General features: G+C 58.5%; 15 protein-coding genes and 1 pseudogene. 6 read left to right on the forward strand and 10 right to left on the reverse strand.

Annotated elements, in window-relative coordinates; all coding sequences use genetic code 11:
• Positions 1 to 311: 311 nt before the first annotated feature.
• The 3 genes from BSG20_RS14640 to BSG20_RS14650 form a co-directional block, all read right to left on the reverse strand.
• A complete protein-coding gene (locus BSG20_RS14640; protein WP_072376678.1) occupies positions 312 to 527 on the reverse strand; it encodes a hypothetical protein in 216 nt (71 codons plus the stop codon).
• A gap of 214 nt (positions 528 to 741) precedes the next feature.
• Positions 742 to 1,566 carry a glycosyltransferase family A protein gene (locus BSG20_RS14645; RefSeq protein ID WP_244541340.1) on the reverse strand — a complete coding sequence of 275 codons (825 nt, stop codon included), beginning with the start codon at positions 1,564 to 1,566 and terminating at the stop codon, positions 742 to 744.
• A gap of 169 nt (positions 1,567 to 1,735) precedes the next feature.
• A complete protein-coding gene (locus tag BSG20_RS14650; RefSeq protein ID WP_072376674.1) occupies positions 1,736 to 2,104 on the reverse strand; it encodes a VanZ family protein in 369 nt (122 codons plus the stop codon).
• A 142-nt stretch (positions 2,105 to 2,246) separates the two neighbouring features.
• On the opposite strand from BSG20_RS14650, the gene ilvA reads away from it, so the two are divergent.
• The 3 genes from ilvA (at position 2,247) to BSG20_RS14665 (ending at position 5,343) form a co-directional block, all read left to right on the forward strand.
• Positions 2,247 to 3,497, forward strand: coding sequence for a threonine ammonia-lyase (ilvA, locus tag BSG20_RS14655; RefSeq protein ID WP_072376672.1), 1,251 nt, complete (start codon positions 2,247 to 2,249; stop codon positions 3,495 to 3,497).
• Between the two features lie 36 nt (positions 3,498 to 3,533).
• Complete coding sequence (locus BSG20_RS14660; protein WP_024318097.1) at positions 3,534 to 3,860, forward strand: HlyU family transcriptional regulator; 327 nt, start codon at positions 3,534 to 3,536, stop codon at positions 3,858 to 3,860.
• Between the two features lie 211 nt (positions 3,861 to 4,071).
• Complete coding sequence (locus BSG20_RS14665; protein WP_177309847.1) at positions 4,072 to 5,343, forward strand: GGDEF domain-containing protein; 1,272 nt, start codon at positions 4,072 to 4,074, stop codon at positions 5,341 to 5,343.
• A 3-nt stretch (positions 5,344 to 5,346) separates the two neighbouring features.
• Here the strand turns inward: BSG20_RS14665 and BSG20_RS14670 are convergent.
• A pseudogene (locus BSG20_RS14670) lies at positions 5,347 to 6,122 on the reverse strand (SDR family NAD(P)-dependent oxidoreductase).
• A 101-nt stretch (positions 6,123 to 6,223) separates the two neighbouring features.
• On the opposite strand from BSG20_RS14670, the gene BSG20_RS14675 reads away from it, so the two are divergent.
• Complete coding sequence (locus tag BSG20_RS14675) at positions 6,224 to 6,802, forward strand: TetR/AcrR family transcriptional regulator (protein WP_072376668.1); 579 nt, start codon at positions 6,224 to 6,226, stop codon at positions 6,800 to 6,802.
• 47 nt (positions 6,803 to 6,849) lie between these two features.
• Here the strand turns inward: BSG20_RS14675 and BSG20_RS14680 are convergent, their stop codons facing one another.
• Positions 6,850 to 7,464: an FMN-dependent NADH-azoreductase gene (locus BSG20_RS14680; protein ID WP_024318093.1), complete on the reverse strand. Its 615-nt coding sequence runs from the start codon at positions 7,462 to 7,464 to the stop codon at positions 6,850 to 6,852.
• Between the two features lie 140 nt (positions 7,465 to 7,604).
• Between BSG20_RS14680 and BSG20_RS14685 the strand changes: the two genes are divergently transcribed.
• Positions 7,605 to 8,573: a LysR family transcriptional regulator gene (locus BSG20_RS14685; RefSeq protein WP_072376666.1), complete on the forward strand. Its 969-nt coding sequence runs from the start codon at positions 7,605 to 7,607 to the stop codon at positions 8,571 to 8,573.
• A gap of 65 nt (positions 8,574 to 8,638) precedes the next feature.
• Here the strand turns inward: BSG20_RS14685 and BSG20_RS14690 are convergent, their stop codons facing one another.
• The 4 genes from BSG20_RS14690 to BSG20_RS14705 all read right to left on the reverse strand — a co-directional run bounded on the left by BSG20_RS14690 (position 8,639) and on the right by BSG20_RS14705 (position 12,568).
• Positions 8,639 to 10,627 (reverse strand): bifunctional 2',3'-cyclic-nucleotide 2'-phosphodiesterase/3'-nucleotidase, encoded by a 1,989-nt coding sequence (locus BSG20_RS14690; protein WP_072376717.1) that lies wholly within the window; start codon positions 10,625 to 10,627, stop codon positions 8,639 to 8,641.
• A 90-nt stretch (positions 10,628 to 10,717) separates the two neighbouring features.
• Positions 10,718 to 11,053: a PilZ domain-containing protein gene (locus tag BSG20_RS14695; RefSeq protein WP_072376664.1), complete on the reverse strand. Its 336-nt coding sequence runs from the start codon at positions 11,051 to 11,053 to the stop codon at positions 10,718 to 10,720.
• 76 nt (positions 11,054 to 11,129) lie between these two features.
• Positions 11,130 to 12,020: a DMT family transporter gene (locus tag BSG20_RS14700; RefSeq protein ID WP_072376662.1), complete on the reverse strand. Its 891-nt coding sequence runs from the start codon at positions 12,018 to 12,020 to the stop codon at positions 11,130 to 11,132.
• An 86-nt stretch (positions 12,021 to 12,106) separates the two neighbouring features.
• Positions 12,107 to 12,568, reverse strand: a complete 462-nt coding sequence (locus tag BSG20_RS14705) for an Lrp/AsnC family transcriptional regulator (protein ID WP_024318088.1) — start codon at positions 12,566 to 12,568, stop codon at positions 12,107 to 12,109.
• 154 nt (positions 12,569 to 12,722) lie between these two features.
• On the opposite strand from BSG20_RS14705, the gene ald reads away from it, so the two are divergent.
• Positions 12,723 to 13,841 carry an alanine dehydrogenase gene (ald, locus tag BSG20_RS14710; protein ID WP_072376660.1) on the forward strand — a complete coding sequence of 373 codons (1,119 nt, stop codon included), beginning with the start codon at positions 12,723 to 12,725 and terminating at the stop codon, positions 13,839 to 13,841.
• Positions 13,842 to 13,887: 46 nt separating this feature from the next.
• Here ald and BSG20_RS14715 read toward each other — a convergent pair whose 3' ends face one another.
• Entirely contained in the window at positions 13,888 to 14,355 is a 468-nt protein-coding gene (locus BSG20_RS14715) for a DUF1203 domain-containing protein (protein ID WP_072376658.1), read from the reverse strand.
• Between the last annotated feature and the right edge of the window lie 33 nt (positions 14,356 to 14,388).

A 14,388-nucleotide genomic window follows, 5' to 3' on the forward strand; every position in this document is an offset into this window, starting at 1 on the left:
AAACTGCATCGTCGATTTTGTCCTCATCGATCTCCATGAACCGACATTACCACGCGCGAAAATCAAAATCCCGCGGCCTTGCTCGGATGGATACGACCTATCGCCGGTTAGACCAAAAGACACTGATTGAGAGGGACATGAATGCGTCCTTACCACGACCGGAGAGGTCCACGTACATGGCCGTGCCTTCGTAGTCGAGGAAGTCTTGTCGTGGAATATCGGGCGATGCCAGCGGTCACGGCAAGGCCAACCAGCTGCAGCTTCTCGATGACCTGATCGGGACCGGAGCCCCAGACGATTTCACGAGGAGCCTACTTCGGGTTCCGGCCCATGATGATCAGATCGCTGAGCTTGAGCGGGAACTTGTCTTTGTCCGACAGGCTGGTGTCCAGCTTGAACTGGAGCGAGAAGCGATCGATCGGATCAACCTTGAGCCGCGAAGCGATCTTGTCATGGATTGCTTCATGGCTGGCCTTCGCCCACAGGCGGATGGTCTTGAGGACGTCCCAGTCGTTCTCCGCAAGCAAGGTCCCTTAGTCCATCCAAGCGTTGTGCATGGGGATGTTGCGGTAGCAGCATACGCGACCGGCAGGCCATGCAGGGTGCAGCCTTCCCGTATCAGACCTTCAAGCTTGAGTTTGGTCAGGTAATCGTTTCGCCAGATGAGGACCGGGCACGTCTGTCCCCGCGTAACTGCAAATGTCTGTTAAATTGCTCTGTCGATTACCAATTATGGGCAGTTTACCGCCATATATTGAAATGTTGCTGCATGTACTCGATGCACCGGCGATTGGCCTCAGCACGGTTCGCACCCTCGATGGTGGCGAGGTATAGTGAGGCGACATCGTGTGCAGCGGTCGTCCGTGGTTCTTCCAGCCCGGCAGGAAGCCAGATCGGGATCCCTTTCAGCGCGAGCATGCCGGACAACCAAACATCGTCGACTGCCCATATGACATCAGGAATGTCGTATGCGATATCATCGAAAAACTCGGGACGCACGACGGCACCACCGAGCCCCTGAAGTACGTCCACATAACCGCCTTCCGCAACCAAGCTTGGCATTGGCTTCGGTCGGTCCAAACGCAACACTATGGAAGCGAACTTATGTCGTAGTCGGCGGACGCGGAGCGAAAGATCTATTTTCCGCCTGCGCATTGCTTTCGGCACAAAGGCGGAAGGTCTCGCAATATCGGTTGGCACGTCCTTGCCGATCAAGGCTACGCACTCCGCCGGTCGCTCATCCTGTGCCGCGAACAGCTGAGCGGCCCAATTAGGCGAGAACACCTTGTCGTCGTCACAAAATAGGATCTGCGCTTTTTTCCCACGCAGATCGCGCGCAGCAAACAGCACCTTAGACGCAGGCCCCATGTCTTCTTCGGGCCGAACTATCGTGATCCCGGTGGGTACAGACGGAAGAGACCCGTCGTAGTCGGGAAATCGTCGATATCGTTTGGGAACGTAGAGCCGGATTTCATCCACTGCACCGTTCTGCTTTATGAGGCTGTTAAGCGTCGGTGCAAGCTTGGCGAAACGTGGAGGGATCGTGGAGAGCGAGATGATGCGCAATGTCGTGGGCTCGGCGGAACTATAGCATTGACGGGAGGTTGTGCGGCACTGTGCCATTCCAAGTTGAGTTAAGTCAACCAAGACCGAACCAATGAGCGTGAATGGGCGGCAGGCATGCAGCCCACTCCATCTACGACTGCGGCCATTCAGTCAAGAGCAGGCGGCTGTGTCACATCTGCGAGATGCTCGCTGCAGATTTTGCGAACCGGACTTTATTCAGCATGCAGCCCACCAAAACTCCCACGGATGCACCAAGGATTTTGACAAGCGCGTCGTGCAGGCGCGCGTGGCGCGTCGGGGACAAATATTGCAGGTACTCAATTGCCAATGCGCCGAGGAACAAGAGAATGGCGACCGCGAGCCAATGCCGTGGATAGGCGACCGCGAACATGAAGCCGACCAACGAATAGGCCAGCGCGCGGTCGAGATTAACCGAGGTCACGGTATGCGGCCGTAGCCCGATCGGCGACAGCGTGGCGAAAATAATGGCCGCGAGAAGTAGCCAGGCACCCGGCCTTACAAATTTACTTGAGATCATCGGGGCGATGTAGCTCCATCGCGAGCGAATTGATAGCGCACAATTGCGTTATCACACCAGCTTTGGAAGCTGGCGGATATGGGCTTTCTCGCTCCGCGCAGTTGTGCGATAGCGGAGGTGAAACAGGAATGGACGAACGACCGTGACCAGACAGGATGTCGAGAGCGCCGAGGCGGCCATGCGCAGCCTTTTTCCAGCAACGCCACTGCAGTTGAACGAGCACCTGTCGGCGCGTTATGGCGCCGACATCTGGCTGAAGCGCGAAGATCTTTCGCCCGTGCGCTCCTATAAGATTCGCGGCGCTTTCAATTTCTTCCGCAAGGCGATCGCCGAGGGTGCCGGCGGCAAGACCTTCGTCTGTGCCTCGGCCGGCAATCATGCCCAGGGTTTTGCCTTTGTCTGCCGCTATTTCGGTGTGCCGGGTGTTGTCTTCATGCCGGTGACGACGCCGCAGCAGAAGATCGACAAGACCCGCATTTTTGGTGCGGAGTTCATCACCATCAAGCTGACGGGCGACTTCTTCGATCAATGTTACCAGGCCGCGCGCGATTACGTCGAGGCGATCGACGGTGTGATGGTGCCGCCTTTCGACCATGCGGATATCATCGAAGGCCAGGCGACGGTTGCTGCCGAAATCCTGCAGCAGCTGCCCGAGGGAACGGTACCTGATATGGTCGTCATGCCGGTGGGAGGCGGCGGCCTCGCGGCTGGCATCACCGGCTATCTCGATGGCGTTGTGCCGACGTCCGGGTTCATCTTCACGGAGCCGGCCGGAGCGCCGAGCCTGAAGCGAAGCATCGAGGCAGGGCGCCTGGTGACGCTCACCAAGGTTGACAATTTCGTCGACGGCGCGGCCGTGGCGAGGATCGGGGAGCTGAACTTCGCCGCCTTGGAAACATTCCCGACCGAGCAGGTCATGCTGATGCCGGAAAACGCGATTTGCGTGACCATCGGCGAGATGCTGAACGTTGAGGGGGTCGTTCTTGAGCCGGCAGGGGCGTTGTCGCTGACCGCGATCGCCGCGATGGATGCGGAAGTGCTGAGAGGAAAGACTGTCATAGCAGTCGTTTCTGGAGGCAATTTCGATTTCGAACGCCTTCCAGACGTCAAGGAGCGCGCCATGCGCTATGCCGGCTTGAAGAAGTACTTCATCCTGCGGATGCCGCAGCGACCGGGCGCTTTGCGTGACTTTCTGAACCTGCTTGGCCCGGACGACGATATCGCCCGTTTCGAGTATCTGAAGAAGACGGCTCGCAATTTCGGCTCGGTGCTGATCGGCATCGAATCCAAGGCACCTGAAAATTTCGCGCAACTCGTCGCGAACTTCGAGAATGCTGCCATCGGCTTCGAGGACATTACCGAAAACGAGATCCTCGCAAACCTCATCATTTAACTTTTCCGGCACGAGCTGCCATGATAAAGGCGGAGTATGGCTTCGATCTTCTCCAGCATTTTTTCAATGTTTTCAGGCGTCGGCAAATCTGCTGACGCTCCGGCAGGCGTCTCTTCCGAGCCCCAGCTCTACGGCGACTGCACAATCTACGCCGAGCCACAGAAGGAAGGTGGCCAATATCGTCTCGCCGGCCGCATCGAGAAGACTGTTGATGGCGAAGTCCTCGTACGCAACTTCATCCGCGCCGATATGTTCGGGTCTTCCGATGATGCGATTGAGTGCACGGTACGCAAGGCGCAGCAGATTATCGATCAGAACGGTCCGTCACTGTTCAGCGATGGCGCAAGAGTTCGTCAGGTCTGATCCGCTTCCGACGCGGTTTTTCAGCATCTGGCGAGGCAACGTTTCTGCTCACGCAATCTTAAAGGATTGCGAAGAACCTTGGTGTGCGAAGTCTTACAGAACAGCCACGTGCACGACGCCACACAAAAACCGACCGTCATGTTCACCGCCGTTGGTTGTTGGCGTGGACGCAGCGCTCTGGTGTTGACGCGCTGGCTGATGACAGGGGCGCCTGATGCAAGCCATTAACCTGCTGCTCTTTGCCATTGAGGCGGTTGGCTATTTCACCCTCATGGTGGCGCTGTTGCATTTCCGCCAGCGCCTCGGTTTGGGCGTGTTTCTCACCGCCCTCGGCGTAATGCATTTCATGGAAACCTATCTGGCGGCAGTCTTCTACGTCGCGCTGCCATTCGGCGTTGCATCGCCCGGCTCGTCGGTGTTTTTCGCCGGCAAGCTGATAATGATTCTCATGCTGTACCTGCAAGAGGATGCCGCCACGGTTCGTCAACCGATCTACGGCCTCTTTCTCGGCAACATTCTGACGGTCGGCATAGCGTGGCTACTTCAGTTGCATACGCCAATCGATCTCCCGCGTGGGGACGGCGCGAACTTCGATTTCCTTAAGGAAATGGGCTGGCTGATGGTGTGGGGCACAACGCTTTTGTATCTCGATTCCATCGGCATTATCCTGTTGTACGAGCGTCTCGGCCATTATCTGAAACGCAGGATCATCTTGCGCTTCATGATCTGCGGCTTCGTCCTCCTAACCTTCGATCAGATTGGGTTCTTCGGTGCCTTGCACTACTTCCTCGAGATTCCCGCCTCCGCCTTCTGGGACGGGTGGAGGGCAAAGATGTTTGCCGTCTGCGTCTATACGGCGCTCTTTGCAGTCTATGAGATTTGGATACGCCGCGACGGCGGTCCCGTGAGCGTGCGGCCGATCAGCGATGTCTTCAGTGATCTGACCTTTCGGGAGCGCTACAACGATCTGCTGAACCGTACCGGCAGGGACGTTCTGACCGGCGTTTACGACCGCACCCGGATGGAGATGGACGCGCCGGTCATGGTCCGTGAGGCGCTGCAGCAAGGGCAGTTCGCCACTGTGATTATCCTGGATGCGGACCATTTCAAGGTCGTCAACGACCGCTTCGGACATCTGCAGGGGGATGAGGTGTTGAAGGCGATCGCGCTTCGCCTAGGCACCATTCTGCGATCGGCCGATCGTGTTTTCCGCTTCGGCGGCGAAGAATTTGTCGCGGTCTGCCCGGCAACCGACCATGCTGAGGGAATGCGTCTTGCCGAACGCTTGCGCTGGACGATCGCAAGCAGCGTCAAGACGCCGGACGGAAAGCCGGTTACCGTCAGCATTGGCGTGGCGACAGCCGATACCGACGGGGTGAGCTTCACAACCGTCCTTTCGGCTGCCGATGAGAGGCTCTATCAGGCAAAGAAAGGCGGCCGCAACTGCGTCGTTGGCAAGCCTGGGCTTGTGAAGACTGGCTAGCGGTTAACCGGCGCGGAATATCTTGGCGCCGGAGGGCGCGCTTGTCGCGCCGCCGTCGACCACGATCTCGATCCCTGTGACGTTAGCCGAATCGCTTGAGGCGAAATAGAGCGCAGCCTTGGCAATTTCCTCCGCTTCGCTCATTCGTCCGAGCGGACTCATTCCGCCCAGCCGGGCTTCGAGCGCGGACATTGCATCGGCGGTGGACGCCATCGGTTGCCAGATTGGTGTTTTGGTGCCGCCGGGTGTGACCTGATTGACGCGGATGCCGCGCGGCGCAAGCTCGGACGCCATATTTCGGGTCATGGCGCGTACAGCACCCTTCGTGGCGGCATAGGCCGACCAGCCAGGCGCACCAAGCACGGAATGCACGGATCCGTTGAGGATGACAGCGCCGCCATCGTTGAGATGCGGCAGTGCCGACTGGACCGTGAAGAACACGGCGGTGAGGTTCGTGCTGATGATGGCGTTAAATTGCTCCAGCGACGTCCCTCCAAGTGGGGTAGCACCGCCAATGCCGGCATTGGCGAAGAGCACGTCAAATTTACCGAACTTGGCAGCTGCTTCTGCGAATGCCCGTTCCGTGGCCGCTACATCAGTGACGTCGAGCTTCAGCGTGAGCACGTTGCTACCGAGAGCTTTTTCGGCGGCCGCAAGGGTCTCGGGGTTCCGACCAGTAATGATCACCTTGGCCCCTTCATCGAGGAAGATCTTGGCGGTCGCAAGACCGATGCCGCTGTTTCCGCCCGTGATAGGGCGACCTTGTTCTGCAGACGCATTGCATGACTCCTCTTGGAAATTTGATCTGGATTACGATCGACATCCATAAGGATTATGAGTATAATCTTGATAAGTCAACCGATCCCCGGAGAGAATTTTCATGGGCCACTCACAGCAGGATAAGCGCAAGACGCACGAGAGGATCGTCGAAATCGCGTCGAAGCGTTTACGCGAGAAGGGGTTGGAAGGCGTAGGCGTCGCGGATCTGATGAAGGAGGCGGGGCTGACGGTCGGCGGCTTCTACAAGCATTTTGCCTCGCGTGACGAACTGGTGGTCGAGGCGATGCAAGCAGCTTTTGGCGCCTGGGCCGCGAAGGTACGGTCGGAAGGGCGCGCTCCGGAGGATATTCCGCTGCAGGAATATGCGGCGACCTACCTGAGCGGGGAACACCGGGACGATCCCGCTGGCGGATGCCCGTTCGCAGCCCTCACGGCTGATATAGCGCGCGCCGGCGAGAGGTGCCGGTCGCTCGCGACCGATCAGATGAAGATGAACTTACATACCATGCAGGCGCGCATGAACACGACCGATGAAACACAGGCGCGCCGCAAGGCGATAATCACGTCCTGTCTCATGACCGGCGCACTTGGTCTCGCACGGATCGCGAAGGATGAGGACCTCGCCAGCGAGATACTCGATACCGTGAAGGCTTTCGTGAACGAGGTCGGCACAAAATGAAAACGGCCGGTGAGAACCGGCCGTTTCAACATCGGTCTGAACACTGATTAGGCGGCGAGGGCGATTTCTTCGGCGCGAGCCTTGGCAGCGCCAATCGCCTTCTCGGCAGCTTCTGGGCCAAAGGCGAGGCCTTCGACGTAGATCGTTTCGATGTCGGTGATGCCGAGGAAGCCGAGGACCGACTTCAGATACGGAACGGCATGGTTCATGCCGGCTGCCGGGCCCTGCGAGTATACGCCGCCGGAGGCGAGAACGACGTAGACCTTCTTGCCGGTGGCAAGGCCGACCGGGCCGCTTTCGGTATACTTGAAGGTGAGGCCGGCGCGGGCGACGTTGTCGATCCAGGTCTTCAGCGACGAATAGATGTTGAAGTTGATGAGACCGGTGCCGATGACGATCGTATCGGCGGCAAGCAGTTCAGCGGCGAGCTCGTCGGACGTCTTCACAGCCGCGGCTTCGTCAGCGGTGCGGGCATCAGCTGGCTTGCGGATCGCGGCGGTGAAGAGATCGTCGATGTGCGGAAGCGGGTTGGCCGATAGGTCGCGGCGAACGACAACGCTGCCCGGCTGCTGAGTCTTGATCTTTTCAACGAGGTCAGCTGCGATCGTGGTGGAAAGCGAGTCTACGCGCGGGCTGGAAGTCAGAAGCAGGATGGATGACATGATTGAATTTCCTCTCGAATTGGGTTCCGCGGCTCGTCTTGGAAGCCTCGAGCCGCTGTTTCGAGAGGAAAATAGGACTGGCCGACTATCGAAAAAACTGTGATAATGTCGATCAAAATCATCGATAGATTGGATGGCAAATGCTTCCGAACCCGACATTGGACCAGCTGCAAGTATTTCTCACAGTTGCGGAGACGGGCAGCTTTTCGGCAGCTTCGCGCGCGCTCAACCGCGCTCAGTCGGTCATCAGCTACACGATCGCCAACCTCGAGGCTCAACTTGAAGTGCCGCTCTTCGAGCGCTCCGGCGCGAGGCAACCGAAGCTGACAGAGGCGGGTAAGGCGCTTCTTGAGGATGCGCGGCGGCTTGTCTCCGATCTCGAGGTGATGCGCGCCCGCGTAAAGGGGCTGAAGGAAGGACTGGAGGCCGAGGTCTCCGCGGCGATCAGCGTCATGGTGCCGTCGCATGCGGTCGTCGACGTGCTACGCGGGTTCCGTGACAAATTCCCGTCCGTGGCGCTCAGTTTGACCGTGGGTGAACTCGGTGTGGTGATGGATCTCGTTTTGAGCGGCAAGGCAACGATAGGCATCGGCGGCGCTCTGCTGAAGCAACACGATGCGCTTGTTGCAGAACAAATCGGACACTCCTTCATGATGCCCGTTGCCGCGCATGATCATCCGCTGGCGAAGATCGGCAGACCGCTGACCATGGCGGATGTCCGTGAGGAGACGCAGTTGGTGGTGACGGACGCGTCGGGTTTGACAAAAGGCCGGGATTTCAATGTGCTTTCCTACAAGACATGGCGGGTCAGCGACATTGCGACGAAACACTCCCTCATTCGCGGTGGGCTTGGTTGGGGCGGCTTGCCCGCCTCGCTTATTCGCAACGATCTGAGAAGCGGCGCTTTGGTCCATCTCGACTTGCCGCCTTTCGAGCAGGGAGAATATCCGATCTACGCCATGAGACGGATCGCCAGCCCGCCTGGTCCGGCGGCAAGCTGGATGATCGATGCGTTTCGGGTGAGGCTCGAGCAATGCCCTAGGCACGCCGATTTTACGGCTCAACTGGCCGAGCTGTCGCCGCCCGATTTGCCGATTGCCGCCGAGTAAGAGGACGCGGGTACCTCGCGCCCTCCCATTCCGCTCTGAGTGGCCAACCTTCTGAAAGCTCACATCTAGAGTATCAACCTGAACTTCGCGAAGCCTTCGGCGCCGTCGCCTGCTTCCTCGATCTTGACGCTTTTCACGTCAGCCAGGAACTGCTTTGCCTTCGGGCCGCTCTGGAAGACTGCCGTTGTTCCCGAGAGTGGCTTGAAGGTCCAGTTGCCGTCGGCCGACGGATTGATCGTGCCCTCTTCGTGGACGAAGCGGACGATGACGTCGCGGTTCGTGTCCGGCGCCTGGAAGATGACCTTGTCGGCGGCAATTTCCGGAAACTTTCCACCGCCGCCGGCGCGGTAATTGTTGGTGACGACCACGAATTTCTGCTTGAGGTCAATAGGTTTGCCATCAAACTGCAGGTTCTGAATGCGGTTTGCGTCGGCATTGATCAGTTTGCCGTCATCATCGAACCTGCGCGGCTGCGACAGGTCGATCTGGTAGGTCACGCCGTCGATCACATCGAAGTTATAGGATGGGAACGCGTTGTTCAGCAGGTCTGCATCCTTCGATCCGGGTTTGACCTCATTGAACATCGCCGCTGACATCTCCAGCCAGTTTTTCACCTGCTCGCCGCTGATGGCGACCGCCTGAACCGTGTTGGGGTACAGGTAGAGGTCTGCCACGTTCTTGATCGCGATGTCGCCGGCGGGCACATCCGTATAGTAGTCGGCGCCGCCGCGTCCCCCCGCCTTGAAGGGTGCGGCTGCCGAAAGCACCGGCAGGTCCTTGTACTCGGTGTCTGCCAGCATTTGCTTGATATACCAGGTCTGGGCCTGGCTGACGATCTGAACGGACGGGTCGTCGGCAACCAGCGCGAAATAGGAGTATAGCGGCGCCGAGGTCTTGCCGACGGGGGTACGCACATAAGCGAGCGTCGCCTCGTGCTCGGCCTTCGCAGCCTCAATGACGTCCTTCTTATCGGCCACATCGGCGATGATCTTCTTTTTGTCATCGCGGTGGTAGATCGGCCGCGCTTCCGATGTGAAGTCGACTATCTGCCAGCCTTTGCCGTCCTTTTCCAGCAGGAGATCAATTAGGCCGAGATGCGAGCCCCAGAAGCCGGCCATCACCGCGGGTTTGCCGTGCAACGTACCTTTCGCTGGATCGGCATTCTGAATGCCGTCCCAAGTCTTCGGACCGGGAAAGACGAGGTGCTGATGCCCGGTGAAGATCGCGTCAATCCCATCGACCGCAGCAAGATGCAGGGATGCATTCTCCATCTTCTCGGATGGGGCCGCACCGTCGATGCCGGAGTGCGAGAGCGCGATGACGATATCCGCGCCTTCCTGCTTCATGACCGGCACCCAGGCTTTGGCAGCTTCAACGATGTCGCGCGTCTGCGCCTTGCCTTCGAGGTTCTTGATGTCCCACAGCATGATCTGCGGCGGTACAAAGCCGATAAAGCCGATCTTGACGGGGCTCTCGTTGCCGGCGCCGGCCTTGATGACCTTCTCGACGATGACGTACGGCTTGAAGAACAGCTCGTCCTTTGTCGGGTCGGACGCAAGTTGCCCCTTCGTCAGGTTGGCGCAGACGAATGGGAAGTTTGCTCCGCTCAGCACCTTGAACATGAAGTCGAGACCGTAGTTGAATTCATGGTTGCCGAGTGTGCCGACGGTGTACCCCAGCGTGTTCATTGCCTTGATGACAGGATGCACATCGCCGTCCTTCATGCCGAGCTGATAGGCCATGTAGTCACCCATGGGATTGCCCTGCAAGACGTCGCCGTTATCGATCAGCAGAGAATTAGCAGCTTCCGCCCGGATGTTGTCGATGATCGTCGCGGTGCGCGCCAGGCCCATCGTGTCGTTCGGTTTGTCGGCATAGTAGTCGTAGGGGAAGACGTTGACGTGAATATCCGTCGTTTCCATCAGGCGCAGATGAGCCTGATTGGCGCCCGCGCGCGCACTAAAGGGATGAAGCAGGACGAGTGCAGATGTCGCAGCAATGCCGCCAAGCAACGAGCGGCGGGTCATTGGCGGCAAATCGAGAATGGAAGACATGAAAACTCCTTCGAAAATCACGCGTCGCCCGGCCCGCAGGCGAGACTAGGATGATTTGCGAAGGAGTAAACCCTGAAAATGACAGGGCAATTATCGCGTCAGGACCGGCTTCACTTCCTTGTGGAAGAACCGGAAATAGGACGACACCTGCGCGCGGGCATTGGAGTTCGGATCGAACTGAATTCCAAGGCGGCCATTGTGGGTCCAGCGGATGATGCCGTGAAGGGTGCCGAGATCATCGGCAAGGATCTGCACACGGCTGCCAGATGCCGCATGAATCGGCGCCCGGATTTCGACGGCCATGCCGGTAACCGACATGTCAAGGATGCGCGCATCCACTTCCTTGGTGAGATAGCGGACCTTACCGAATATGCGGCAATGTTTGCGCTCGGCCTTGCGAGTTATGATATTCAGATTGTTCTGCATGTTACGCTCCACCAGAAACATGTGGATGAAATCTACTGGGTGAACATTGAGAATGCTTTAATAGCTCGATCTAAAATTACGGAGACGTTGGTCTTGGATGGGATCTGCGTGCAACGACGTGTTCCCGCCACATGGTGAAAATTCCTGCCGCAACGACAATAACAGAGCCGATGATCATACTGAGGCTCAGCCTCTCGTTGTAGATCACGACGCCAATAATCGATGCATAGACAAGCTGCAGATAAGTCAGCGGCTGCACGGCGGCGGCATCCAGCATGTCGTACGCACGGATGAGAAAATAATGGCTCGATATGCTGGTCATGCAGACAAGCGCCATCCATCCCCAATCCCACCCCGACATCCATGTCCAATAGAAGGGGCCGATCAGCGTCATGCCGATGCCGCCGACGACGCCCGTGTAGAAAAAACTCGTCATGGCCGAGTCGTCCCGGCTGACAAGCCGCGTCGCGATGACATAGAAGGCAAACAGGAAGCACGAGAAGACAGCAAGCAGCAGCTTGAAGTCGAAGAATCTGCCTTCCGGCTTCAGAATCAGCAAGACCCCGACCAGACCCGCGGCGATCGCTGTCCAGCGACGCCAGCCGACCCGTTCGCCAAGGATAGGCATTGAAAGCAGCGCAATGACTATCGGTGTTGCCGAGAAAATCGCTTGCGAGTGGGCAAGACCGATCAAGGCAAAGCAGTTGATGACGACAACCACCTGCGCGGCCAGCAAAAGGCCTCTGATCACCTGCAGGAACGGCCTCTTTGTCCTGGCCGTCTGTTTCAGGCCACCCCTCATCTTGCAGGCCAGCGCAACGGTGAAGGCGGCAAACGCCCAGTAGCGGATCATGGTGACGAAGACGGGCGGGTAGGCGGATGCCAGATGCTTCGAGATGCCGTCCTGTAGCGAAAAGATGGTGATCGCCAACAGGACGAAAACATAGCCTTGGGTCTTGGATTTCATGCGTGTGTCTTACAGCGGGGGATCAGGCAGAGGATGGCGAAGCCGCGGCTCCGCGCCGGGGACTGTCTGCCGGTTTTGGGGTTCTGTCAAAGCCCGACGTTTGGCCTATCGATGACTTCTCGGAGCGCAAAGCTGGAATTGATCTTCACGACGTGCGGAAGCGCCGAGAGCCAGTCGCGATGGATGCGCTCGTAGTCCTCCAGGTCACGGGCGGCGACACGAAGAATGTAGTCGTATTCGCCGGACATCAGATAGCAGACGAGGACGTTCGGACAGCGCTTAACGGCAGCCTCGAATTCGGAGAGCGTCTTCGCAAACTGGCCCGACAGAGAAATGTGCACCACCGCGATCATCCTGTAGTCGAGTGCCTTATGCGAGACGTGGGCGTGATAGCCGCTGATGACGCCGCTCTTCTCCAATATGTCGAGCCGCCGCGAACAGGCCGATGCCGACAATCCGACCTTGGCGGCAAGATCGGCATTGGTGATGCGGGCATTGGACTGAAGCGTCTTCAGAATCGCAAGATCGATGGCGTCGAGTTCGGACATTCGAAGAACTTTCGATTATTTGCTCGAATTCGCAATGATCTTCGAAAAACAGTGTCAGAGCAAACCTTCTTTGCAAGGACATTTCGCGGCTGTGGTGGTTGGATTTCCCCGTCAAAGACACTCCGCCAAGCGGACATAAAAGAGAGGAACGCCTATGCGTGTCGGTTGCCCGAAGGAAATCAAGAATCATGAATATCGCGTCGGCCTGACACCTGCGTCCGTTCGTGAGTACGTTGCCCATGGCCATGAGGTCTGGGTCGAAACCAAGGCAGGCGCCGGCATTGGCGCCGATGATGCCGCCTATGTGGCCGCTGGCGCAAAGATTGCCGCCTCGGCCAAGGAGATCTTCGAGAAGTGCGACATGATCGTAAAGGTCAAAGAGCCGCAGCCCTCCGAGTGGGCGCAGCTTCGCGATGGCCAGATTCTCTATACCTATCTTCACCTTGCGCCCGATCCGGAACAGACCAAGGGCCTGCTTGCCTCCGGCGTCACCGCTGTTGCCTATGAGACTGTGACGGATGATCGCGGCGGCCTGCCGCTCCTTGCTCCGATGTCCGAGGTCGCCGGACGTCTGTCGATCCAGGCGGGGGCGACCGCATTGCAGAAGGCCAATGGCGGTCTTGGCATCTTGCTCGGAGGCGTGCCTGGCGTGCTGCCGGCCAAGGTCACGGTGATCGGCGGCGGTGTGGTCGGCTTGCACGCGGCCAGGATGGCGGCAGGCCTCGGTGCCGACGTCAGCATCCTCGACAAGTCTCTGCCGCGCCTGCGCCAGCTCGATGATATCTTCGGCGGTCGTGTCCATACGCGCTATTCCAGCATTCAGGCCTTGGAAGATGAGGTATTCTCGGCCGACCTCGTCATCGGCGCTGTGCTCATTCCGGGTGCTGCCGCACCGAAGCTTGTCACCCGTGAAATGCTGTCGGGCATGAAGCGAGGCTCTGTCATCGTCGACGTCGCCATCGACCAAGGTGGCTGCTTTGAGACGTCGCATGCAACGACGCATTCCGAGCCGACCTACGTTGTCGATGACGTGGTGCATTATTGCGTTGCCAACATGCCCGGCGCTGTGCCGGTCACTTCGGCGCATGCCCTGAACAATGCGACGCTCGTCTATGGCCTGGCGCTTGCAGACCGCGGACTGCGCGCGATCGCGGAAGATCGCCACCTAAGGAACGGTCTCAACATCCATAAGGGCCGCGTCACCAACAAGCCCGTGGCCGAAGCGCTGGGCTATGAATCCTACGCTCCGGAAAGCGTACTGAACGTAGCGTAACTTGCTTCAGGCCGGCCGCAGTCTCCCGGCGACCGGCTTTTTCATATCATCTGTCGATACGGCACTGATAGCAATTGTTGCGCGCCGAGCGCACATGCACGTAGGCAATCTCCGGCCGCTCGAGGAGTTCGGCGGCATAGGAGCGGATATGGGGCGTCGGCGTCACCGCGCCGGTGCCGTAGACGATGCGGTTTTCGGCATTGTAGCCGCGCACGATGAAATCCGGGCTGGTCAGGACCGGCGGTAGGACGTCTTCGGCGGCATAGCGCTCGCAGCGTTCCTTGTGGAGGAAGATAGGTCCGGTTTCGGCATAGGGCTGAAGCTCGGGAAACGGCCGATAGGCGAAGACCAGCAGTTCCTCGCCCGCATCGATATTCTTCAGGCAATGGCGGCAGGGATGGCCTGGTCCGTCAGAGACCATCGGCTCGGGCAAGAAACCGTAGGCATCTGTACCGCCGTTCCAGAGATTTTCGGCGTCGGCAGTGGGCATGGCGGAAAAGCGGATGTCGGTCATGGCAGATCTCCTAGCTGATGGCCATGAGATGCG

This window comes from Rhizobium tibeticum, assembly GCF_900110205.1.
Classification (GTDB): Bacteria; Pseudomonadota; Alphaproteobacteria; order Rhizobiales; family Rhizobiaceae; genus Rhizobium; species Rhizobium tibeticum.